Here is a 23,422-nt window from a genome sequence, read left to right as displayed (position 1 = left end):
TATGCATAAAATTTTTATTTTTTTGCTTGTTTTATTTTGTGGTTTTGTGTCTCAGGCCCAAGTAGAGCAGGTGGCTCAGGACACTGTAAAAACTGGCTTTTCTTTGGGGAAACTGCAACTAAAGAACCCACAAAGCATTTTATCTGCTTACACGTATGACCCGGTTACGGATCGTTATGTTTATACCAATTCCGTCGATGGATTTTCTATTAATTATCCTATTATTTTAACGCCAAAAGAATACGAAAATTTAGTCTTAAAAGAATCCATGCGTGATTATTTTAAGAAAAAAGTGGATGCGATTGATGGCAAGAAAGAAGGAAGCGAACTCGCTAAGAGAGATTTGTTGCCTAGATATTATGTGAAGTCAGGCCTTTTTGAATCTATTTTTGGAAGCAATACAATTGATGTAAAACCCACGGGATCTGTCGAAATGGATTTGGGAATGCGGTTTACAAAACAGGATAATCCATCCTTTTCTCCTAGAAACCGATCCAATCTTTCCTTTGATTTTGAGCAGAGAATCAGCATGAGTTTAATGGGAAAAGTAGGAACGCGACTCAATGTAAATGCGAACTACGATACACAGTCTACATTTGCTTTTCAAAATTTAATCAAATTAGATTATGCTCCTACAGAGGATGATATCATTCAAAAAATAGAAGTGGGGAATGTAAGCATGCCTTTGAACAGTTCTTTAATTCGGGGAGCACAGAGTTTATTTGGAGTAAAAACCCAACTGCAATTTGGAAAAACCACAATAACAGGTGTTTTTTCAGAGCAAAAATCACAAACAAAAAGTTTAATAGCGCAAGGAGGAGGCACGATAGAGGATTTTGAAATGTTTGCTTTGGACTATGATAGTGACCGACACTTTTTCTTGTCCCAATATTTTAGAAATCGATATGATAAATCGCTGGCAAATTATCCATTCATTGATAGTAGAGTACAAATCTCTAGAATTGAAATTTGGGTAACTAACAAGCAAAATCGGGTATTGGCAAACAATAATAATCTGAGAAACATCATTGCACTTCAAGATTTAGGAGAAGGGCAATTATCCGGACTGCCTGATAATGAAGTGGTCGTTTTAGATCCTTCTACTGGGATTTTCAACAATCCTATAGATTCTCCTACTGACAATTCAAATAATGATTACAATCCAGCACAAATAAACGCTGGAACAGGTTTGTTGAATCCTAATATTCGCGAAATTGTAACTGCGAATTCTGGTTTTAATGTAACGGTAAGTGAAGGTCAGGATTATTCGAAATTAGAAAACGCAAGAAAACTGAATCCAAACGAATACAGCTTCAATCCACAACTAGGATTTATTTCATTGCAACAGCGATTGGCTAATGATGAGGTTTTAGCGGTTGCTTATCAATACACCATTGGAGATAAAGTATACCAAGTGGGAGAATTTGGAAACGATGGAGTAGACGCAACGGTTGTGACAGGAAATAGTCCTTCCAATCAGGCTATCATTTCGCAGAGTTTGGTTTTGAAAATGTTGAAAAGCAATTTGACTAATGTTAAAAATCCAATTTGGAATTTGATGATGAAAAATATCTATCAGATTCAAGGGGGGTACCAACTGAAACAACAAGATTTTAGATTTAATATTCTTTATACAGATCCTTCTCCTTTAAATTATATTACAGAGGTTCCAGGAAGTCCTTTCCCAGCGAATCCTTCAAGAGATAACGAAGTTGCTGAGACCCCTTTGTTGAAGGTATTCAATTTAGATAAGTTAAATTACAATAACGATCCTCAAACTGGAGGGGACGGTTTTTTTGATTTTATGCCAGGTTTAACAATCGATGCGCAAAACGGAAGGATTCTATTTACAACCAAAGAGCCTTTTGGAGAACTACTATTTTCTAAGTTGTCGAATACTGGTTCCTCAGAAAATTATAACAATGTCAGCTCTTACAATGAAAATCAAAAGAAATATGTGTTTCGCAGCATGTATCGAAATACACAGGCAGGAGCATTGCAGGATAGTGAAAAAAATAAATTCTTATTACGAGGAAAATACAAATCGAGTGCTGGCGATGGCATACCAATTGGTGCGTTCAATGTTCCTCAAGGTTCAGTGGTAGTTACCGCAGCAGGAAGACTTTTAGTAGAAGGTATTGACTATAGCGTGAATTATCAGTTAGGTCGTGTTCAAATTTTGGATCCGTCCTTGCAAGCATCAAATACACCCATCGAAGTCTCCTTGGAAAATAACTCTGTTTTTGGTCAGCAAACCAGAAGGTTTATGGGTTTAAATATTGAACATAAAATTTCGGACAACTTTGTGGTAGGAGGAACCTTCTTGAAAATGTCTGAAAGACCGTTTACACAAAAATCTAGTTTCGGACAGGAATCCGTAAACAACACGATTTTTGGTTTCAATACTAATTTCTCAACAGAAGTTCCTTTCTTGACCCGTTTAGTAAATAAATTGCCAAATATTGATACGGATGTACCTTCCAATCTATCGGTAAGAGGCGAAATAGCTTTTTTGAAACCAGACTCGCCAAAAGCAGATCAGTTTCAGGGTGAATCGACCATTTATGTTGATGATTTTGAAGGATCTCAGTCTACAATTGACATGCGTTCCCCTTATTCATGGAGTTTAGCATCAACACCAGACCGAAACACAACAAGTAGTTATGATTTTAATGCAAGTGCCAATGATTTGAGCTATGGATTCAAAAGAGCTAAATTAGCGTGGTATTCAATTGATCCCGTTTTTTATACTCAGAAGCCCGTTGGAATCTCAAATGAAGACTTGTCTTTCAATAAAACCAGAAGAATTTTTAGCAGAGAATTGTATCCTCTGACTGATATTGCGCAAGGGCAGACGCAAGTAGTAAATACCTTGGATTTGAGTTATTATCCATCTGAAAGAGGGCCTTATAACAACAATTCAAATGTAAATGCAAATCCAGCTGAAAATTTTGGAGGGATTATGCGTTCTTTAAATTCAACAAATTTTGAACAAGGAAACGTAGAGTACATTCAGTTTTGGGTGCTAGATCCGTACGTAGGAAATGGTCAGGCTCCAGTTTCAAATACTGGAAAAATATACTTCAATTTAGGAGAAATTTCGGAAGATGTTCTAAAAGATGGAAGAAAGCAGTATGAAAATGGACTGGGTCCAGATCAGATATTGGTCAATCCAAGACCTTTGTGGGGAGATGTTCCTGCTTCTCAGTCTTTGATTTATGCTTTTGATACCAATGTCGATAACAGGAGAAATCAAGACATAGGTTTGGATGGTTTGGCTAATGCCAATGAAGGAGCCGTGTATACTAATTTTGCCTCGGAACTGGATCCAGCTGCTGATGATTATACTTTCTATCTGAATGCAGATGGAGGAATTATAGACCGATACAAAATGTACAATGGTACTGACGGAAACTCGGCAGTAGATATCAATGACCCCAATAGAGGATCATCAACCATTCCTGACGTGGAAGATATCAACCGAGACAATACCATGAATACAATCAATGCTTATTATGAATATAGTATTGATGTGCAACCCGGAATGAACGTGGGTCAAAATTATATTACTGATGTCAGAAACACACAAGTGTCTTTGCCGGATGGCTCCACGACCGAAGCCCGATGGTTGCAATTTAAAATTCCGGTTGCTCAGCCTGAAAACACGATAGGGAATATTTCTGATTTTAGATCCATTCGTTTCATGAGGATGTTTATGACGGGTTTTAGTGAAGAAGTTACAGTTCGTTTTGGAGCCTTAGATTTAGTTCGTGGCGAGTGGAGACGATATACCAATACGCTTGATTTTAATGACACAAACAGTGCTGATGACAACACTAATTTAGATGTTTTGGCGGTCAACGTTCAGGAAAATAATCAAAGATGTCCGGTGAATTACATTACGCCTCCTGGAGTACAAAGAGAGCAATTGTTTAATAATAATACCGTAATTAACCAAAATGAGCAGTCATTAGCATTGAGAGTTTCAGGAAACGGATTAGAGCCGGAAGATTCCAGAGCCGTTTTTAAAAATGTAAGTATCGATATGCGTCAATTTAAGAAATTGAAAATGTTTTTGCACGCTGAATCGTTGCCAGGTGAAATTCCTCTTCAAGACAATCAGATGGTTGGTTTTATTCGTTTTGGAAATGATTTTACACAAAATTTCTACCAGATTGAGATTCCTTTAAAAGTAACTGTTCCCTCCTCTGCGTCCAATTCTGATTGTAGTCCTTTGAGCGCCGAAGTAGTTTGGCCAGAAGAAAATGAAATGGATTTGTCATTGGCTTTGTTGACAAAATTAAAAATTTTAGCAATGAGTGTGGATCCAAATACATTGCCACTAGATGGAATTTATTATCCAGATGCGGATCCTTCTAAACCAGAAGGGGACGGAACCAATACCTTGAAGTTAGGGATAAAAGGAAATCCAAATTTTGGACTGGTTCGTACACTTATGGTAGGGGTGAAAAACAGTGATCTACGCAATGATATAAAAGGAGAAGTTTGGTTTAATGAACTTCGCTTAGCGGATATGGACAACCAAGGCGGAATGGCTGCAGTATTGAATGTAGACACAAATTTAGCTGATTTTGCAACGGTCTCCGCATCAGGTAGAAAAAGCACAATTGGTTTTGGATCATTGGAACAAGGTCCTAATGAGAGAAGTCGGGAAGATACGGAGCACTATACGATAGTGACTAATGTAAACCTTGGAAAATTATTACCTCAAAAATGGGGTGTCAATCTGCCTTTTAATTATGCTATTGGTGAAGAAACGATCACGCCAGAGTATGACCCTTTTAATCAAGACATCAAATTAAAACAATTGTTAGATAATACAACGGATCAAAATAAGAAAGACAATATAACTAGCAGAGCGGTTGATTACACCAAGCGAAAAAGCATCAATTTTATTGGTGTCAGAAAAGAACGCCAACCAGAACAAAAACAACATGTTTACGATCCTGAAAATTTTACCTTCTCTCAGTCTTTTAACGAAGTGGAACGACATGATTTTGAAATCGAAGATTTTGTAGACCAGCAGGCAAATTCTTCTGTTGATTATGCATACACTTTTCAGCCTAAACCAGTAGAGCCATTCAAGAAAGCTAAGTTTTTAAAAAAAAGTAATTACTGGAAGTTATTGAGTGACTTTAACTTTAATTATTTGCCTGCTAATATTTCGTTTAACACTAATATCAATAGACAGTACAACCGCCAGCAATTTAGACAAGTAGAGGTGGAAGGAATAGGTCTTGACCCCTTGTACCGGAGAAATTTTGCGTTTAATTATCAATATGGTTTCAATTATAATCTAACCAAATCATTGAAATTAAATTATACGGCATCCTCTAGTAATATTGTAAAAAACTATTTAAATGAAAATAATGAACCCATTGACAGTTTTACTATTTGGGATAGTTATTGGGATATAGGAGATCCAAACCAACACATGCAGCAACTAGTTGTGAATTATGATATACCAATAAACAAAATACCATTATTCAGCTTCATTAAAGCAAACTACTCCTACACGGGTGACTACAGTTGGCAACGCACCTCCAATGCATTGTCTCAGATTAATATTGATGGTGCCGATTATAATTTAGGAAATACAATTCAAAATGCAAGTTCTAATAATCTAAATGCAGCCTTCAACATGGATATGTTGTATGAATATTTAGGACTGACTAAAAACACAAACAAAACACAACCAAAACCGAAAATGATTGCGCCAAAACCAGGCGAAAAAGTAGTGAATGCCAATGCCAATCAACTTCCTAAAAACAATGCATTTGTTGATGGCTTGATCGGAGTTCTGACCAGCGTCAAGAATATTCAGATGAACTACACATACAATAGCGGTACAATTTTGCCTGGGTATACTCCGGGTGTTGGGTTCTTAGGATCTTCAAGACCTTCATTGGGCTTTATATTTGGAAGCCAGGATGACGTTAGGTATGAAGCAGCTAAGAACGGTTGGCTGACGAATTACCCCGACTTCAATCAAAATTTCACTCAAGTAACGAATAAACTGTTTAAAGCAACAGCTAATGTCGATTTGTTTCCCGATTTGAAAATTGACTTGACATTGGATAGGGCTTTTTCTGAAAATTTCTCGGAGCAATATGATGTTACGGACGGTGTTTATAACGCTAGGTCTCCATATAACACGGGTATTTTTTCTATATCAGCAGTTTTGATAAAAACCTCATTTGCTACAAGCGATGAAAATAGTTCAGCTGCTTTTGGTGATTTTAGGATGAACCGTCTCACAGTTGCAAATCGTTTAGCTACAGAACGAGGAATTGATATTACTAATCCAATAAATAGAGATGCAGAAGGATTTCCTTTAGGTTATGGAAAAAACAATCAGGCCGTATTGTTGCCCGCCTTTTTAGCAGCTTATTCAGGAGGGGATGCATCTGCGGTTTCTCTTGGTATTTTTAGAAGTTTCCCTATCCCAAACTGGGCAATAAAATACAATGGATTGATGCGGTATGGGGTTTTTAAGAAAAATTTCAAGCGTTTCTCTTTGCAACATAATTATAGAGCCTCCTATACTATTAATGCATTTAGATCTAACTTTGAATATGACAATGCACCAAACGGAGTGGATGCCAGCGGAAATTTTTTCAATCAGACCATTATGTCTAATATAAATTTGGTAGAACAATTTAGTCCGCTTTTAAGAATGGATTTTGAATTAAAAAGTTCTTTAAAAGTACTTACCGAAATTAAAAAAGACAGAGCTTTATCGATGAGTTTTGATAATAATTTGTTGACAGAGGTAAAAGGGGTTGAATATATTGTAGGATTAGGGTATCGCTTTAAAGACGTCATTTTTTCTTCAAGATTAGCTGATACTCCAACAGGAATAATAAAAAGTGATATTAATTTGGCTGCTGATATAGCTTATAGAAATAATCAAACCATTGTTCGTTATTTAGATTATGACAATAATCAATTAGCAGGTGGGCAGAACATCTGGTCCATAAAAGTCAAAGCAGATTATGCTTTTAGCAAAAATTTGACAGCAATTTTTTATTACGATCATTCTTTTTCGAAGGCGGTAATCTCTACTTCTTTTCCATTGACCAATATTCGTTCTGGATTTACAATTCGGTATAATTTTGGGAATTAATTTTTCGAAATCTAAACCTGATTTGAACATAAGATTGTTACATTTGTAACAGCAAATTTCAATTATCAATTAATAATTATCAATTACAATTTAGATGAACATACCAGCAAATTTAAAGTACACGAAGGATCACGAATGGATTAGTATTGAAGGCGATATCGCAACAGTAGGAATCACTGATTTTGCACAAAAAGAATTAGGAGATATTGTTTATGTTGAGGTAGAAACTTTAGATCAGTCGTTAGAGAAAGATGAAGTTTTTGGAACAGTGGAAGCTGTTAAAACCGTTTCTGATTTATTTCTTCCTGTAGCAGGTGAAATTATTGCTTTCAATGATGCGCTAGAAAGCACACCGGAAAGTGTAAATTCTGATCCTTATGGAGCAGGATGGATGATTAAAGTTAAAATAGCAAACATGGAAGAAGTTGATGGGTTACTTTCTAGTGAATCCTACAAGGAATTAATAGGTGCGTAAACAGCTTTATTTTTGGGCCGCTTTAGTATGGTCTGGAATAATTGCCTTTTTTTGTTTAGTGCAATTAAATAATGTTCCCTTGGGAAATGTGTCAAATTTAGATAAGCTTGTTCATGCGTTTTTTCATTTTGTGTTAACAACGTTATGCTTTTTATTTTTAAAAAGTAGATCGTCTAATTTGAATAACCTAAAACCGTTGCTGTTTTCCTTTCTGTTCTCTGTTTTTTTTGGAATAGCGATTGAAGTAGCGCAAGGCTTATTAACAGAAACCAGACAAGCAGATGTCTTTGATGTTTTAGCAAATATGTCGGGAGCGACTTTGTCAATAGCGTTGATTTGGTTATTTAATTTGAATACTAAGTTTAAATAAAGTTTAGAATAAAGAGAGTCCCACTTCGGTGGGATTTTTCATTTATGTACCTATTCGTAAGGAATATGTAGAATAGGTTTGATGAAAAAGTCATGTTTAAACGCTCCGTAGCTCGTTATTCTTTTTTGATTATAAAGTCCTTTCAACGGTGGTTTAGCAATATTAAAATAAAGAGAAAATATTTAATTCAAACTTGTTTGCAGATAAAATGTACTTTTGTGACTTAGAATTTGCTGTAACCAAGAAATTTAAATGCCATGAATATAAAGCAATACTTAGATTCTACCTATTTAAAAACCGCAGAACAAGCAGGGATCACTGAAGAAGAAAATATTCTTGTTGCTCAGGAATTTATTCAGGAGGCTATCGAGGAACATTTTAAGCTTATTATGATTCGGCCAAATAGAGTTTCATTGGCCAAAAAGATGATTAATGGAGCAAATTCTATTTTGGAAATAGGTACTGTAATCGATTTTCCAGAGGGGAAATCAGCCATAGAAGAAAAATTAAAAGAGGCCGTTCAAGCCATACAAGATGGAGCCGATGATTTGGACTTTGTTTGTAATTACCAAGCATTCAAAAAAGGGGATACTGATTTAGTAAAAGAAGAGATTTTAAGAGGTACTCAATTGGGTTTGGCCAATAATAAAGTGGTCAAGTGGATTATTGAAGTGGCCGCACTTAGCGAAAAAGAAATTATTCAACTATCGAGTTTGATAAAGAATGTAATTGTTTCTAATTTTGAACAAGAACTTTTTTCAAAGGTTTTTGTGAAGTCATCAACGGGATTCTACACTACAGAGAATAATTTACCTAACGGCGCTACTGTTCCTGCTATAAAAATGATGCTTGAAAACGCGTCGCCACTTCCTGTAAAAGCAGCTGGTGGTGTCCGCACGTATGAGGAAGCTGTTGCAATGATTCAGTTGGGGGTGAAACGAATAGGGACCTCTGGCGCAAAAAAAATAGCTAATGGTCAAAATTCAACTAATGAATATTAAATTTAACAACAAAATAAGCATGAACAAAGGGTGGTTGGCATTATTTTTAATTATGTATTCTTTTACTATTTCTGCTCAAGAAATTACAAGCGTTACAGTTCAATCTAGCAACTCTGCTGAGCGTTTTCCTATTTTTTCGGACTGCCTGAATTTACAACTCAAGGTTTTAGAGTCTTGTTTTTACAATCAGGTACAGGATTTTGTTTTTACAAATTTTGAAGTTCCAGATCGTCTTAAACAAAATGATTTTCAAGGAAATGTCAAAGTACTTTTTGAAGTAGATAGCAATGGTACTTTTAAGGTGATTTATATTGATGCCACAGAGGAGGAATTGATTCAAGAAACAAAAAGAGTTTTTGGTAAATTTCCAAAAATTCAACCAGCAACCTATAACGGAAAGCCTACGTATGCTAAATTTACCATGGCACTTGCGATCCCTTTAAAAAGTAGAGAAGTAGTAGTTGCAGATACTTTGGCGAAAGCCAAAATTGCGCCAAACAACACTAAAAAATTAACAGAACTGGATAGCATTGTATATTCCAAATTTGACAATCCTGATTTGGATAGTCATTTAAATGTGCCTTTTTCTCATAGTTATTATGCGCAATTTGATGCTTCGTTAAATCAGATGGGTAGTAACAACCACACTGCTTCAAAACCCTATACGTATGCTGAAGTATCAAAATATTATAATCTAAAAGAGGTACAGGAAAAGTTAAAAAAGAAAGCTACCACTTGGTGGGCACGCAAATTATGGAATGAAAATACAGTAGAAATTCAAGGGGATGACTATTGGTTTACGTTGAATCCTATATTTGATCTACAGGTTGGCAAGGCTTCAGGAAGCGAAGCTTCTTACACTTACGTAAACACACGTGGAATTAATTTTCGTGGTGGACTGGGCAAAAAGCTCAATTTTACCACGACCGTTTTTGAAAGTCAGGGTCGTTTTGCAGATTATTACAATCGGTATGCAGAATCGATAAAGCCAGCAGGAGGAAATCCTGCGATTATTCCCGGGATGGGAATTGCAAAAGATTTCAAAACAGATGCGTATGATTTCCCTTTGGCAGAAGCCAATTTAACTTTTGCTCCAAGCAAATATATTGATTTGCAATTGGGTTATGGTAGGAATTTTATTGGAGATGGATACCGCTCTTTATTAGAAAGTGATGGCGCTAGTCCGTATCCTTACTTTAAATTGAATACTAATTTTTGGAAAATAAAATATACCAATACATATATGTGGCTCAAAGATGTTCGTCCAGAGGTTACATTAGAAAGAACGTATGCTACAAAGTTCATGGCAAATCACTATTTAAGTTGGAACGTCTCCAATAGATTGAATCTGGGTTTCTTTGAATCAGTGATTTGGACGAATACCAATGACAGAGGATTTGATGTGAGTTTTGTAAATCCAATTATTTTTTACCGTTCTGTTGAATTTGCTTCTTCGGCTAGAAGCGGAAATGCTATTCTAGGGTTAACCTATAAATACAAATGGAGCAATCAGATTAATTTTTATGGCCAGTTTATCTTGGATGAGTTTTCTTTAGGAGATGTTAAAAAAGGAGATAATAGTTGGAAAAATAAATATGGATATCAGTTGGGAGTCAAATATTATAATGCTTTCAAAATGGATGGTTTACTGCTGCAATTAGAGTACAATCATGTTCGACCATACGTCTATTCTCACAGCATGCCAATTACAAATTACGGGCATAATAATCAAAATATTGGACATCAATGGGGAGGTAATTTTAAAGAGTTGATCGCTATTGCACGCTATAATAAGGGAAGGTATTTTGCTGATGCAAAAATCACTGCGGGAACACGAGGATTGGATTTTGATTCAATCGAAAATGGTTTTAATTATGGAGGGAATATTTACAAGGATTACGATGAAAATAGACCATTTGATAGTGGGGTAAAAGTAGGGCAAGGAAATAAAACTGCTGTCTTTATTGCTGATTTTCAGGGAGGATACTTAGTAAATCCGACAACTAATTTAAAATTATTTGGAAGTTTTATTTATAGAAGTTTTGACCCAACTAAAAACACAGCGACTGCTTTTAGTGAAAGCACGAATTGGCTCACTGTAGGGTTGAGAGCGGATATCTTTAATTGGTATTTTGACTATTAATTGTTATTTTATTGTTTAGTACTCTTTTTATGAATTGTTTTTTGTCAAATCCCTTTTGATAGCCTACTTTTGCAAAAGTTATTACAAAGTAAATAATCCTAAACATTGAACGCAACACAAAGTACACTTTCTTTAAAATCCGTTTATATTGATTTCCGCGAAATCACTAAAGCACGGCTTGCTATTAGCGTTGTTTTTTCGTCTATAGCTGGATATATGCTTGGGATTAATGATTTGCAATCTTTAGGTTGGATCACACTTTTGAAATTAGCTGTTGGTGGTTATTGCATGGTGGGAGCTTCTAATGCTTTTAATCAAGTTATTGAAAAAGATTTAGATGCCTTGATGGATCGAACAAAAAACCGTCCGGTTCCAGCTGGCAGGATGTCTCGCGGTACCGCTGTGGTTATTGCAAGTCTTCTGACGATTATTGGGATTGTGTTGCTTTATACAATCAATCCGAAAACGGCCATGTTTGGTGCCATTTCAATATTTTTATATACGAGTGTTTACACACCTTTAAAAACCATGACTTCGTTGTCTGTTTTTGTCGGTGCTTTTCCAGGGGCAATTCCTTTTATGTTGGGTTGGGTTGCGGCTACTGGAGAATTTGGAATAGAAGCAGGAACGTTATTTTTAATACAATTTTTTTGGCAATTTCCTCATTTTTGGGCGATTGGCTGGTTTTTATATGAAGATTATGAAAAAGCAGGTTTCTTTATGTTGCCTACAGGTAAAAAAGATAAAGGAACCGCAATGCAAGTCATTCTATATACAGTCTGGCTTATTTTAGCATCGATTTTGCCAGTTTTTGGATATACGGGACGTTTGTACATAACGCCAATTGCAGCTGTTGTTGTATTTTTACTAGGGTTGTGGATGTTGTTTTACGCCGTTCAATTGTATAAATTAAGAACTGCAAAAGCTGCCCGAACCTTGATGTTAGTGAGTGTGTCTTATATTACGTTATTGCAGTTAGTTTATATATTAGATAAATTTTTAAGATAGTTATGGAAATGATAATGACAGTAGAGGAACAAAAATCCAGAACAGCACGATCATACAAATTGATTTTGTTGTTTGCAATGGTGAGTATGACCATGATGTTTGCGGGACTTACGAGTGCTTTCGTAGTGAGTAAATCCAGAGCAGATTGGTTGAAAGATTTTCAATTGCCAACCGCTTTTTATTACAGTACAATTGCCATTATAGGGTGTAGTGTGACTTTTCACTTAGCTAAAAAGGCAATTCAAAAAAACAATCAAAGTAAAACGACAATTTTTCTTTTGACTACATTAGTTCTAGGAATTTTGTTTGTAATTTTGCAGTTCGTAGGTTTTGGACAAATAGTAGATAATGGGTATTATTTCACGGGAAGTGGAAGCTCAATAACAACTACTTTTTTATATGTAGTTACTGTTGTGCACTTGATTCACCTTGCTGGTGGCGTGATTTCACTGCTAATTATAATTTATAATCATTTTAAACAAAAATACAATTCATCTCAAACCCTTGGAATTGAACTTGGTGCAATGTACTGGCACTTTCTTGACTTATTATGGGTTTATTTGTTTTTGTTTTTATATTTCTTTAAATAAGAAAAAAACGTAAATTTGGGAACTTTTTAACGAATAACTTTTATGGAAGCGACAGTTACTACTGCTAATAGTGAAGAAAAAACTTGGGGAGGCGGCAATGAGCCAATGGGAGCAAGTTATGGTAAATTAATGATGTGGTTTTTTATCGTATCAGATGCCTTAACGTTCTCTGGATTTCTTGCAGCTTATGGTTTTTCTAGATTTAAATTTATTGAAACATGGCCATTGGCTGACGAAGTGTTCACTCACTTTCCGTTTATGCATGGAGTATCTGCTCCGATGTATTATGTTGCATTAATGACTTTTATTTTGATTTTTTCATCTGTGACAATGGTTTTGGCCGTGGATGCAGGGCATCAAATGAAAAAAAACAAGGTAGTTCTTTATATGTTTTTGACCATTATCGGTGGTTTGATTTTCGTAGGATCTCAAGCTTGGGAATGGAAAAATTTCATAAAAGGGGAATATGGTGCTATTGAGACAAAAGGAGGTAGTTTACTTCAATTTGTTGATAAAGAAGGACACCGTGTAGCTCTGGCTGATTTTGCAATGACTTTGCCAGAAGAAAGAGAGCAATTGACAAGAAGTAAAGGGAAATGGTTCATGAGTGAGGGATCTTTACCCTCTTATTCTGTAGCTGAAGTGCAAGCAGGTTTTAAAGCCCACCCAGAACTTTTGATTAGAACTGAGGTTGTAACCAAAGAAAAGCAAAAAACAATTCTTTCGAGAGAAGAATCGGTGGCAAGATTAAGTCAGGCCCATTATGTCGTTGAAGGGGCTAATTTGCAACGAAACGAGTATGGAAGTAAATTATTTGCTGACTTCTTTTTCTTTATCACAGGATTTCACGGGTTTCACGTTTTTTCTGGAGTGATTATAAATATTATTATATTTTTCAATGTGCTTATTGGAACATATGAAAAAAGAAAAAGTTATGAAATGGTTGAGAAAGTTGGTCTTTATTGGCATTTTGTCGATTTAGTTTGGGTATTTGTATTCACCGTTTTCTATCTAGTTTAATTTCAAAAAGTAATTATCATGTCACACGAACACGTATCGAACATAGGTAGAATCTGGAAAGTTTTCGGAATATTGTCTGCCGTTACAGTAGTAGAAGTTTATTTGGGGATTTTAAAACCAGATGTTCTTTTTATGAATGATTTTTTAAGTATGAACTTACTTAATTGGATCTTTTATGCCCTTACTATTTTTAAAGCATATTACATTGTATGGGCATTTATGCACATGGAAGGTGAAAAAAGTACCTTAAAAAGTGCAGTTGTTTTTCCAGTAATTTTTCTGATTTTATATATACTCTTCATCCTTTTAACCGAAGGGGATTATATTTACGGGGTTTTTAAAAATTCTACTATCAAATGGAATTTTTAACAAGATATTAATTCAAAAATAGGGTATCCGTCTTGGCGGATACCTTTTTTATTTTATAGTAATAATTGAAACAGCATAATGAAAAAAAATATTGTTCTTTTCGTTCTATTTATTTTACCTATCGTTGCTTATCTCTTTTTCGCCTCCGGCGTGAATGGTTTTACCAAACTTCCAACTGTTACACCTAATACAGCTGATTTAGGTAATTGGCACTCTTTAGATGGTAAAAAAGTTACTTTGAATGGTAAAGTAACTGTTCTTGGTTTTTCTGGAACAGAACTTTTAAGAAATAGAGGTAATTTTTTTAATCTAAATCAAAAAATTTATCAAACGTATCACACGTTTAAAGATGTACAATTTGTTGTCATTTGTCCAATTGGAACTGAAGCAGATGCTAAGAAAGTAGTAGATGCATTAGCTGCTTTTACGGATGTTGCACAATGGCGTTTTGTATTTGCCTCGCCTGCTGAGATTACTTCTTATCACTCCCAATTAAAATTGGTTGAAAAATTAGACGATAAATTTGGAACTCCTAAAGTCTATATCGTTGATAAAAAAAGAAATCTTCGAGGTAGAAAACTGGTGAAAGATACTAAAGAAGGATACAACACTTTTCATCCGGCAGAGTTGAGTAATGAGATGCTAGATGATTTTAAGGTTATTCTTTATGAATATCGCGCTGCACTCAAGAAGAATAATAACGCTACTAGAAAAATTTAATTTTAACTTACGATGCTTAAAAATAAATCATACATAGGTATTTCATTTATTATTTTAATTTTTGGTATTTATGCCGTTCCTAAAATAGTAGAAAGAATAAAGAATGATAAGGTGGTTCAAGGCGACCGATTAGACCGAGTGAATCCAATAACGGCTAATGAGGATCAATTGATCAAAATAGGGCCAGCTCCCAAATTTGAATTAATTAATCAGGACAATCAGAAAATAACTAACGAGTCCTATAAAGGGAAAGTATATGTGTTGGAATTCTTTTTTTCAACCTGTCCAACGATTTGTCCCAAGATGAATCAAAGTATGCTTCTTATTGAAAAAAAATTCTTTGGTAATCCAAATTTTGGAATTGTATCTATTACTATCGATCCTGAACACGACACGCCACAAGTATTAAAAGATCACGCAAAATTATTGGGCGTTAAGTCTTCAAATTGGAATTTTTTAACTGGAGACAAAGCGTATATTTTTAATTTAGCCAATAAAGGGTTCAATCTTTATGCCGGTGAAAATAAAAAAGTAGTTGGTGGTTTTGAACATTCAGGGTTATTTGCCTTAATTGATAAGAATGGTAATATCCGATGTAGAAATGATGATTTCGGAAATCCCATTTTGTATTATGATGGTTTAGATAAAAAAGGAGTTAGAAACATTCAACAAGATATTAATATTTTATTAAAAGAGTAAAATGAAAGAGCAATCTTTAGAAAAGAAATATAGTAAGTTAATTGTAGCGGTATCTATCATAATACCGGTTGCTGTCGCTATTCTTTTTGGAGTTAAATTAAAGGATTTTGGTTATATTGTAGAACCTCTTTCTTTTTTACCTCCTATTTACGCTACTACAAATGGAATAACAGCTGTGTTGTTAGTTGCTGCAGTTGTTGCAATTAAAAATGGCAATAGAAAAATTCATAGTATTTTAATGAAAAGTGCTATTGCTTTGTCTCTTGCATTTCTTGTAATGTATGTGGCTTATCACATGACTAGTGATTCAGCTGTGTTTGGGGATTTAAATCACAACCGCATCTTAGAAGATACTGAAAAGACAAGCATAGGATCATTGAGGATTGTTTATTTGCTAATTTTAGTTACTCATATTATTTTATCAATTGCTATCATTCCAATGGTGCTGATTACTTATGTTAGAGCATTGGCACAAAATTTTGAGATGCACAAAAAAATAGCTCGGATTACTTTTCCAATCTGGTTGTATGTTGCCATTACAGGAGTAGTTGTATATTTAATGATTTCGCCTTATTATGTATATTAAAGTAAAAAATAAAGCTCAGAAGATCGTAGTTTGCGTATCTCTTTTTGTTTTCAGTCTCCTTTCAGTTACTGCAAATGCACAATGTGCCATGTGTCGTGCTGCATTAACTAGTGAAGGAAATACGGCAAAAGCAGCGGCTGTAAATGATGGAATTGTGTACTTAATGGTAATCCCTTACATTCTTGTTGCAGGGATAGGATATGCTATTTATCGTATGAAAAAGAATAAATCAAGTTAAGAATTTCGTCTTCTTTTTTTTTCTAAAATTACTTTAGTCCATTGATGGTTACGTTGGCGCTTCCATTAATTTTTATGAAGGCAATAATAGCTTGATTTGTTAATTGAATTTTTTGAAATTGAATCTCCTCCATTTTACCGTTTATAAAAACTCCTTGCATAGGAGAATAATTTTTTAAATAAGTCATCATATTTTTTTGACCTTCTTCTAGATTTTCTTTTACAGAGTAACGGCAACTTTGTTCGATTTTTTTAAGCACTATTCCCTGTGCTAGCCAATTAGCTGTTTGCATTAATTTGTTTTTAGTGTCTAAAGCATAACTTAATTGATCAAAAAATATTTCTTTGGTTTGTTCATTATATTTTGGAAATCCGGAAAGATAAATCGTTCCGTTTACGGATCCTAAAAGATCTAGGGCAATTATCATTTTTCCGTTTTTATGCCAAATAGCTACATTTTGAACTTTTACCTTCTTTGAACCTGATCCAAATTCCTGTCCAGAAAAATTGTTTGTCATAATTTTAGAGGCTTCTTGATAGGTTGAAATAGCGACAATGTTTGCGGAAAGATTTTCGGGGATTTTGGTAACTGTCTTCAAGGTGATTTTGGATGCGTTGAATTTTGTTTCTGGTTTTTTTCCAATTAATGTTTCCATGTTACACTTCATCCCCATTTCTAGTACGAAACTGTCATTTTTTAATTTAGCAGTAGTGGAATATATTTCAATTGGAACAATTCGCAGCCAACTTTCATAGGTATCATTCATTAAAAATGGCGTGCAAATTTTTTCTATTGCAGTCAGAACATTGGGTTTGAAATCCATAGATTTTGAGATAGCTTCGTCAATTTTTCGTTCTATTTTTGATTTAAATAGTTTTATTGCAGGATTGATCAAATAAGTAACAGTAACATTTTTTCCAAAAACAGTCATTGTAGGGCTTTCATTCCACTCTAGTGATTTTAGCTCTGTTTTTGTATTTAGTTTCCAATTTGTCAAGGCAACATCGCTTACTAAGTTGACAACACCATCAAGATGAAATTCACGGGTATCATACATTTCTATCCCCATTTTTTTGGTGCCAATTCTATATTTAATAATAGCTTTTAATGGTAAAATAGTACTTATTTTTTCGCCTTTTCCATCGAGATTGTTTTTTATTGTAATTGGAGCAAGTTTCCAAACCTTCATTTCTATGTCGTCATCCTCGATAGTGTTGTCTTCGTAAATTAAACCATTTAAGAGCACATTGGTTTGATTCTCGATATCTTTTATTTTGACCGTGATGGGTAAATTTATGTATGAAATTACGTTTTCATATTGCAAAGGGGTAGCGTCATCTGGTTCTGGTTTTAATGCCGCTATTTTAGTGGTTGTACCGCAACTTGAAAGGAATAAAAAAATAGAGATCACGAGGACATTGAGATTGAATTTCAGCATTTTTAATTTGGTTTAAAGTAGCAAAATTAACAAAAGAATTCTTTTTTTATGATTTTTTGTAACAAATGGTAATTTCGAAAGTCTAATTGTTTTGTAATGGATTTAGAAAAGTAAATTTTTATTTTATTTCATGGATCTATAGTAGAAAAAGTTAAATTTGTTTGCAGTATACTGCACTTTTATTCAAAAATGTATGAAAATAGGAAGTTTTCTCAGTTTAATTACCTTACTATTTTGTTGCTTAACAAGTCAGGCACAAAATAAAAAGTGGACCTTAGAAGAGTGTGTACAATATGCTGTCCAGAATAATATATCCATAAAACAGACCGAGCTGGATTCTAAAACAGCACTTATCGACAAGAGGGGAGCAATTGGGAACTTTTTGCCTTCTTTGAATGTTAACGCGTCTCACTCATGGAATATTGGTTTAAATCAGGATATTACTACTGGTTTGCTTCAAAATCAAACCACCCAGTTTACCTCGGCTGGTGCCAATGTTGGGATAGACATCTATAAAGGTATGCAAAACCAAAATACGCTTCGTAGAGCAAATCTTTCCATAGTAGCTGCCAAATATTCATTGTTAAAAATGCAGGAAGATATAGCGCTGAATGTAGCAAACGCTTTTTTGCAAGTGCTTTTTAACAAAGAGAACCTAAAGGTTCAAAAGCAACAGCTAGGAATTAATGAAAAACAATATGCTCGTTCTGAAGAGTTAGTGAATGCAGGATCGATTCCTCGCGGTGATTTATTGGATATTAAAGCTACTGTAGCATTGAACAATCAAAATGTCGTAGCTGCCGAGAATGTATTGCTAATCTCTAAATTGAGTTTAGCCCAACTATTACAATTAAAAGATTTTGAGAATTTTGATGTGGTAGACGATAGTGATTTTGGAGATGAAAATAATATTTTGGCACAAACTCCAAACGCAATTTATGATAAAGCTTTAGAAGGTAGAACCGAATTGAAAATTGCTAGAACTAATTTGGAAATTGCGGAGAAAAATGTAGCCATAGCTAAAGGCGCGTACCAACCTACATTACAAGGATTTTACAGTTTTAATTCTAGAGTTTCCTACAGCGACAGAGTGACAGGTGTAGCACCTAATACTGCAAATCCTACTTCAATTTTAGGTTTTGTAGAAGGCACAAATCAAAATGTTTTGAGTCCAAATTTCACAAGGGTATTGGGAGGTCCAGCACCATTTTTTGATCAATTTAGCAACAACAAAGGACAATCTTTTGGCGTCCAGTTATCGATTCCAATTTTTAATGGATTTTCTGCTCGTAATAATGTAGAGCGCTCTAAAGTAAGTTTAGAAAGATCTAAAATTGCCGTTGAACAACAAGACCTTGACTTGCAGAGAAACGTTTTTACAGCTTTTGCAGATGCTAAGGGCTCGCTTAATGCAAATGAAGCAGCTGTTGTGGCTCTTGAAGCAAGACAGGTAGCCTATAATTACGCTAAAGAAAAATACGATGTAGGTTTAATGAATTCCTTTGATTTCAACCAATCGCAAACCTTATTGACTAATGCGCAGTCAGAAGTCATTAGAACAAAGTACGATTACATTTTTAAAATTAAAATCTTAGAATTCTATTTTGGAATTCCTCTCATCAAAAACTAATTTATTATGTCTAAAAAAACAATTTATATCTTAATAGGCGGAGCAGTAGTGATCATTGCTGGACTTATAGTGCTTTCAAAATCAGGAGTAATCGGTAATAAAGATAAGGGAACTGAAGTAGAAATAGCTCAAGTTATCCCTACAACTATTGTTGAAACTGTTTCGGCTACAGGGAAAATCCAACCAGAAATTGAAGTGAAAATTTCATCAGAAGTTTCAGGAGAGATTATTTCATTAAATGTAAAAGAAGGTCAAGTCGTTAAAAAAGGAGATCTGTTGGTTAAAATAAATCCGGATTTATATACTTCAGGTTACAATCGTTCGGTTTCAAATTTATCTGGAACTAGAGCTAATTTAAGCCAAGCAGATGCTTCTTTCAAGGAATCAAAATCCAATTATGACCGAAATAAAACATTGTTCGAAAAAGGAATTATTTCAAAAGCAGATTGGGATAAAGCTGTTGGCTCTTATGAAGTAGCAAAAGCATCGAAACAAACGGCTTATTTTAATGTTCAAAGCGCAGCAGCAACTGTAAATGAAGCTAAGGATAACTTAGGACGTACCACAATTTATGCGCCTGCAGATGGAACTATTTCCATGTTAAACGTCGAATTAGGTGAGCGGGTTTTAGGGACACAGCAAATGACAGGAACAGAGATCCTAAGAGTAGCCAATCTCAATAACATGGAAGTTGAAGTAGATGTAAATGAAAATGATATTGTAAAAATTAAAGTAGGAGACGAAGCAAAAGTGGAAGTGGATGCGTATTTGAAAAAACAATTCAAAGGAATCGTAACTAGTATTTCTAATTCAGCAAGTTCTGCTCTTACAGCTGATCAGGTGACTAATTTTAAAGTAAAAGTGAGAATTCTTAAGGAATCGTATGAAGACTTATTAGAGGGAAGACCAGATACGTACTCTCCTTTTAGACCCGGTATGACTGCAACAGTAGACATCATTACCGATACAAAAAGTAATGTATTGTCAGTGCCAATCAGTTCTGTTGTAATAAAATCGGATACAGCGGCTGTAAAGGAGATTAAAGTGGTTGATCCCAATGAAGATCAAAAAGGAGCTGCGCCTAAGAGCGATAAAAAGTTCGAGTGTGTTTTTGTGAAAGTTGGTGATAAAGCTAAAATCAGAATCATTAAAACCGGAATTCAAGACGACACAAACATCGAAGTTTTGGCTGGTCTTCAAAAAGGAGACGTGGTTATTACAGGCCCTTATTCAACGGTTACTAAGGATTTGAATTCAGGTGATAAAGTGGCATTACTAAGTGATAAAGATAAAAAAGGCGAAAGTAAAAAATAAGCCTTAGCATAATAATTTTGAAATCACAATCATAAAATATAATTTTGTGATTGTGATTTTTAATTTTAAATAAAAACTAGTATTGGGCTATATATTAAACATTGAGACGGCAACGAAGAACTGTTCTGTTGCTCTTGCTAAAGAAGGGAAAACGATTTTTTATAAGGAAATAGCTGAAGAAGGATATTCACACGCAGAACGTCTCCATGTATTTATTGAACAAATAATTAAAGATGCAGGGATTACATTGAATGATCTTTCTGCTATAGCAGTAAGTCAAGGTCCTGGTTCTTATACTGGATTGAGGATTGGAGTTTCAGCAGCAAAAGGCCTTTGTTATGCCTTAGATATTCCACTAATTGCTGTAGATACTTTGCAAGTATTGGCTTCACAAGTGACTATTTCTGATGGATTAATAATTCCAATGATTGATGCAAGAAGAATGGAGGTATATAGCGCCATCTTTTCGCCTAATTTTGAAAAAAAACGAGAAGTTCTCGCTGAAATTATTACTGAAAATTCCTTTGACGATTTAGAGGATACACTCTATTTTGTGGGAGATAGTACTGAAAAATGTAAGTTGGTTTTAACGAAAGGGAATTGTATTTTTCTAGAGGATATAAAATATCCTTCTGCTCAAGAAATGAGTGCATTGAGTTATGCAAAATTCAAAATAAACGACACCGTGGACGTCGCTTATTTTGAACCGTATTACCTGAAGGATTTTTTGGTTACTGCTCCTAAAAAACAATAAATCTTTCTACTACGAGCTATTTTTTAATTTTGCTGTTTTGGGTCAACTGCAGTACTGGTTTTGGTTGTCGATTCCTTTACAAACGGTTGGAAACAAATACCTGCTGCATCAAAAGCTTGTTTGCAATTTTCTAAAGTGTCTGAGTAAACATCCCAAAAGTCTTCATTTGTAGCCCAAGGCCTCACCGCTAGTTGTATGCCGCTGTCTGTTAAGCCTTTTATGGATACTTGGGCAGCTGGTGTTTGTAGTATTTTGGGATTACTGTTTAGAACGGAGGTTATTATATCTTTTGCCTTTCTAATATCGGTGTCATAGGAAATGGATATGGTTAAATCTGCTCTTCTTGTGTTTTGAAGAGAGTAGTTGATGATGTTTCCATTGGATAATGATCCGTTGGGTATAAAAATGGTTTGATTATTAAAAGTGATTAGTTTGGTTACGAATATTTGTATTTCGCAGACTGTTCCTGTTACTCCCTGTGCTTCAATCGTATTTCCAACTTTAAACGGTTTGAAAAGTATAATCAACATTCCCCCAGCAAAATTAGATAAAGAACCTTGAAGTGATAAACCTACTGCAAGTCCCATGGCACCAAGAATAGCTACAAAAGAAGAAGTTTCAATCCCTAACTTGGAGATAAACGAAACAAATAAGATGACTCTTAATACCCAAAGTAAGATATCTGCTAGGAATTTAGTTAATGTTGGTTCCAAGTCTCTTTTAACCATTAACCTTCTGATGAATCTATTAATGAGTCGGATGATATAGAGTCCTGCAAATAGAATAATAAAAGCAGAAATTAATTTTGGAGAATAGTCAACTAGTACTTTTATAAAAGTGTTGGCGTAATCTGTAAGTTCCTTCGGGTTTAGATTCATTTTATTTAAATAAAAAACCTTCTCAAAGGAGAAGGTTATGTTTGAATAGCAAAAATACAAATAAATTATTTTTTAATAAATTAATCTGCGTCTTCTTCTATTTTATTTATTGCTTTTGCGGTAATTATTTTTGCTTGATCATCGGAATCCTCCACAAAAGTGCTTGTTTTTTCAACACTATTTTCAACAATATCTGAAATAGTTATTTTAGCAGTATCAACTAAGTCCTCTGTTTTTTGAATAGTTGGATCGGTTTTTTCTTCTATTGTGTCCAAAGTATCTGAAAAATTCGTCGCTAGGTCTTTGGATACTTCTTCTGTTTTCATACCTATTGTTTCCGTTTTTTCTTTTACTATTTCTATGGTATCGGATAGAGCAGTTTTGGCTTCACTGGACAGATTTTCTACTTTATCTGTTGTCAATTCTGCCGTTTCTTTCAAGGTATCTTCCGCAGTTTCTAATGCGTTACTTGATGTACTGGAATAGTGACCCACAGTTTCTTTATCTTGAGTGGCAAAATTTTCTACTTTCTCGGCAATTGGAGTAGTTGTTTCTTTTACTTTTTTTAGGGTATCTTCAGCAAAATTTTCTGCTTTTTCAAAATAAGGCGTTGCTGTTTCCTTTACTTTTCCAAATGTTTCCTCTGCAAAATTTTCTGCTTTTTCAAGGTAAGGTGTTGCCGTTTCTTTTACTTTTTCAAATGTTTCTTCCGCAAAATTTTCTGCTTTTTCAAGGTAAGGTGTTGCTGTTTCTTTTACTTTTTCAAATGTTTCCTCTGCAAAATTTTCAGCTTTTTCCAGGTAAGGTGCTGTCGTTTCTTTGGCTTGTTCAAAAGCAGTATCTGCTTTTTCTGCTAAATCGCTTGCTGTTTCTTTGGCTGAGCCAAATAATTTTTTAAAAAATGAAGGTAGTCCCATATTGTTTTTATTTAATTTGCCTTACAATAGTAGTCATTTTTTTTTAAGATTTCCTACTTCGGGTATTAATAATTTGTTTATAATCAGCAAATTGCGTTTAAAGTATTTAGTTTCACTTTGGATAA

General features: G+C 34.5%; 19 protein-coding genes. 16 read left to right on the top strand and 3 right to left on the bottom strand.

Annotated elements, in window-relative coordinates:
* The first annotated feature begins 1 nt into the window (after nt 1).
* The 13 genes from sov (at nt 2) to BUC11_RS03960 (ending at nt 16,366) form a co-directional block, all read left to right on the top strand.
* On the top strand, nt 2-7,147 hold the full coding sequence (gene sov / locus BUC11_RS04020) for a T9SS outer membrane translocon Sov/SprA (protein ID WP_073352148.1): 7,146 nt from the start codon (nt 2-4) through the stop codon (nt 7,145-7,147).
* 94 nt (nt 7,148-7,241) lie between these two features.
* On the top strand, nt 7,242-7,622 hold the full coding sequence (gene gcvH, locus BUC11_RS04015; RefSeq protein ID WP_073352146.1) for a glycine cleavage system protein GcvH: 381 nt from the start codon (nt 7,242-7,244) through the stop codon (nt 7,620-7,622).
* Nucleotides 7,615-7,992: a VanZ family protein gene (locus BUC11_RS17140; protein WP_073352144.1), complete on the top strand. Its 378-nt coding sequence runs from the start codon at nt 7,615-7,617 to the stop codon at nt 7,990-7,992. Before gcvH ends, BUC11_RS17140 begins: the two co-directional genes overlap by 8 nt.
* Nucleotides 7,993-8,249: 257 nt before the next feature.
* On the top strand, nt 8,250-8,993 hold the full coding sequence (deoC, locus tag BUC11_RS04005) for a deoxyribose-phosphate aldolase (protein ID WP_073352142.1): 744 nt from the start codon (nt 8,250-8,252) through the stop codon (nt 8,991-8,993).
* A 19-nt stretch (nt 8,994-9,012) separates the two neighbouring features.
* Complete coding sequence (locus BUC11_RS04000; protein ID WP_073352243.1) at nt 9,013-11,136, top strand: energy transducer TonB; 2,124 nt, start codon at nt 9,013-9,015, stop codon at nt 11,134-11,136.
* A 105-nt stretch (nt 11,137-11,241) separates the two neighbouring features.
* The gene (gene cyoE / locus BUC11_RS03995) at nt 11,242-12,144 is read left to right on the top strand and encodes a heme o synthase (protein ID WP_073352140.1); all 903 of its coding nucleotides are present in this window, start codon (nt 11,242-11,244) and stop codon (nt 12,142-12,144) included.
* A 2-nt stretch (nt 12,145-12,146) separates the two neighbouring features.
* The gene (locus tag BUC11_RS03990; RefSeq protein WP_073352137.1) at nt 12,147-12,734 is read left to right on the top strand and encodes a cytochrome c oxidase subunit 3; all 588 of its coding nucleotides are present in this window, start codon (nt 12,147-12,149) and stop codon (nt 12,732-12,734) included.
* Nucleotides 12,735-12,776: 42 nt separating this feature from the next.
* Complete coding sequence (locus BUC11_RS03985; RefSeq protein ID WP_073352135.1) at nt 12,777-13,754, top strand: cytochrome c oxidase subunit 3; 978 nt, start codon at nt 12,777-12,779, stop codon at nt 13,752-13,754.
* 18 nt (nt 13,755-13,772) lie between these two features.
* Complete coding sequence (locus BUC11_RS03980) at nt 13,773-14,123, top strand: cytochrome C oxidase subunit IV family protein (RefSeq protein WP_073352133.1); 351 nt, start codon at nt 13,773-13,775, stop codon at nt 14,121-14,123.
* 78 nt (nt 14,124-14,201) lie between these two features.
* A complete protein-coding gene (locus BUC11_RS03975) occupies nt 14,202-14,843 on the top strand; it encodes a hypothetical protein (protein ID WP_073352131.1) in 642 nt (213 codons plus the stop codon).
* Between the two features lie 12 nt (nt 14,844-14,855).
* Nucleotides 14,856-15,542: an SCO family protein gene (locus tag BUC11_RS03970; RefSeq protein ID WP_073352129.1), complete on the top strand. Its 687-nt coding sequence runs from the start codon at nt 14,856-14,858 to the stop codon at nt 15,540-15,542.
* 1 nt (nt 15,543) lies between these two features.
* Entirely contained in the window at nt 15,544-16,128 is a 585-nt protein-coding gene (locus BUC11_RS03965) for a DUF420 domain-containing protein (RefSeq protein ID WP_073352127.1), read from the top strand.
* A complete protein-coding gene (locus BUC11_RS03960) occupies nt 16,118-16,366 on the top strand; it encodes a hypothetical protein (RefSeq protein WP_073352124.1) in 249 nt (82 codons plus the stop codon). The genes BUC11_RS03965 and BUC11_RS03960 overlap by 11 nt, the downstream gene beginning before the upstream one ends.
* Before the next feature lie 28 nt (nt 16,367-16,394).
* Here the strand turns inward: BUC11_RS03960 and BUC11_RS03955 are convergent, their stop codons facing one another.
* Nucleotides 16,395-17,804 carry a DUF4403 family protein gene (locus tag BUC11_RS03955; RefSeq protein WP_139259419.1) on the bottom strand — a complete coding sequence of 470 codons (1,410 nt, stop codon included), beginning with the start codon at nt 17,802-17,804 and terminating at the stop codon, nt 16,395-16,397.
* Nucleotides 17,805-17,997: 193 nt separating this feature from the next.
* Between BUC11_RS03955 and BUC11_RS03950 the strand changes: the two genes are divergently transcribed.
* From BUC11_RS03950 to tsaB, 3 genes are all read left to right on the top strand, one after another.
* Nucleotides 17,998-19,434 (top strand): TolC family protein, encoded by a 1,437-nt coding sequence (locus tag BUC11_RS03950; protein ID WP_073352122.1) that lies wholly within the window; start codon nt 17,998-18,000, stop codon nt 19,432-19,434.
* Nucleotides 19,435-19,440: 6 nt separating this feature from the next.
* Nucleotides 19,441-20,748 (top strand): efflux RND transporter periplasmic adaptor subunit, encoded by a 1,308-nt coding sequence (locus BUC11_RS03945; protein WP_073352120.1) that lies wholly within the window; start codon nt 19,441-19,443, stop codon nt 20,746-20,748.
* A gap of 82 nt (nt 20,749-20,830) precedes the next feature.
* Nucleotides 20,831-21,502 carry a tRNA (adenosine(37)-N6)-threonylcarbamoyltransferase complex dimerization subunit type 1 TsaB gene (tsaB, locus tag BUC11_RS03940; RefSeq protein WP_073352118.1) on the top strand — a complete coding sequence of 224 codons (672 nt, stop codon included), beginning with the start codon at nt 20,831-20,833 and terminating at the stop codon, nt 21,500-21,502.
* A gap of 23 nt (nt 21,503-21,525) precedes the next feature.
* On the opposite strand, the gene BUC11_RS03935 is transcribed toward tsaB, so the two are convergent.
* On the bottom strand, nt 21,526-22,380 hold the full coding sequence (locus tag BUC11_RS03935) for a mechanosensitive ion channel family protein (protein WP_073352117.1): 855 nt from the start codon (nt 22,378-22,380) through the stop codon (nt 21,526-21,528).
* Between the two features lie 80 nt (nt 22,381-22,460).
* Nucleotides 22,461-23,297: a hypothetical protein gene (locus BUC11_RS16895; protein WP_073352115.1), complete on the bottom strand. Its 837-nt coding sequence runs from the start codon at nt 23,295-23,297 to the stop codon at nt 22,461-22,463.
* Nucleotides 23,298-23,422 lie beyond the last annotated feature (125 nt).

Source organism: Flavobacterium xanthum (genome assembly GCF_900142695.1).
Taxonomy (GTDB): Bacteria; Bacteroidota; Bacteroidia; order Flavobacteriales; family Flavobacteriaceae; genus Flavobacterium; species Flavobacterium xanthum.
This window is presented reverse-complemented; position numbering and strand designations above follow the sequence as displayed.

Bases quoted from the DNA above. Each gene is read 5' to 3' on its own strand.
- BUC11_RS16895 (WP_073352115.1), bottom strand. From the start codon at position 23,297: ATGGGACTACCTTCATTTTTTAAAAAATTATTTGGCTCAGCCAAAGAA.
- BUC11_RS03935 (WP_073352117.1), bottom strand. From the start codon at position 22,380: ATGAATCTAAACCCGAAGGAACTTACAGATTACGCCAACACTTTTATA.
- BUC11_RS03945 (WP_073352120.1), top strand. From the start codon at position 19,441: ATGTCTAAAAAAACAATTTATATCTTAATAGGCGGAGCAGTAGTGATC.
- BUC11_RS03960 (WP_073352124.1), top strand. From the start codon at position 16,118: ATGTATATTAAAGTAAAAAATAAAGCTCAGAAGATCGTAGTTTGCGTA.
- gcvH (WP_073352146.1), top strand. From the start codon at position 7,242: ATGAACATACCAGCAAATTTAAAGTACACGAAGGATCACGAATGGATT.
- BUC11_RS03975 (WP_073352131.1), top strand. From the start codon at position 14,202: ATGAAAAAAAATATTGTTCTTTTCGTTCTATTTATTTTACCTATCGTT.
- BUC11_RS03980 (WP_073352133.1), top strand. From the start codon at position 13,773: ATGTCACACGAACACGTATCGAACATAGGTAGAATCTGGAAAGTTTTC.
- BUC11_RS04000 (WP_073352243.1), top strand. From the start codon at position 9,013: ATGAACAAAGGGTGGTTGGCATTATTTTTAATTATGTATTCTTTTACT.
- BUC11_RS03990 (WP_073352137.1), top strand. From the start codon at position 12,147: ATGGAAATGATAATGACAGTAGAGGAACAAAAATCCAGAACAGCACGA.
- BUC11_RS03970 (WP_073352129.1), top strand. From the start codon at position 14,856: ATGCTTAAAAATAAATCATACATAGGTATTTCATTTATTATTTTAATT.
- deoC (WP_073352142.1), top strand. From the start codon at position 8,250: ATGAATATAAAGCAATACTTAGATTCTACCTATTTAAAAACCGCAGAA.
- BUC11_RS03965 (WP_073352127.1), top strand. From the start codon at position 15,544: ATGAAAGAGCAATCTTTAGAAAAGAAATATAGTAAGTTAATTGTAGCG.
- sov (WP_073352148.1), top strand. From the start codon at position 2: ATGCATAAAATTTTTATTTTTTTGCTTGTTTTATTTTGTGGTTTTGTG.
- BUC11_RS03950 (WP_073352122.1), top strand. From the start codon at position 17,998: ATGAAAATAGGAAGTTTTCTCAGTTTAATTACCTTACTATTTTGTTGC.
- BUC11_RS03955 (WP_139259419.1), bottom strand. From the start codon at position 17,804: ATGCTGAAATTCAATCTCAATGTCCTCGTGATCTCTATTTTTTTATTC.
- BUC11_RS03985 (WP_073352135.1), top strand. From the start codon at position 12,777: ATGGAAGCGACAGTTACTACTGCTAATAGTGAAGAAAAAACTTGGGGA.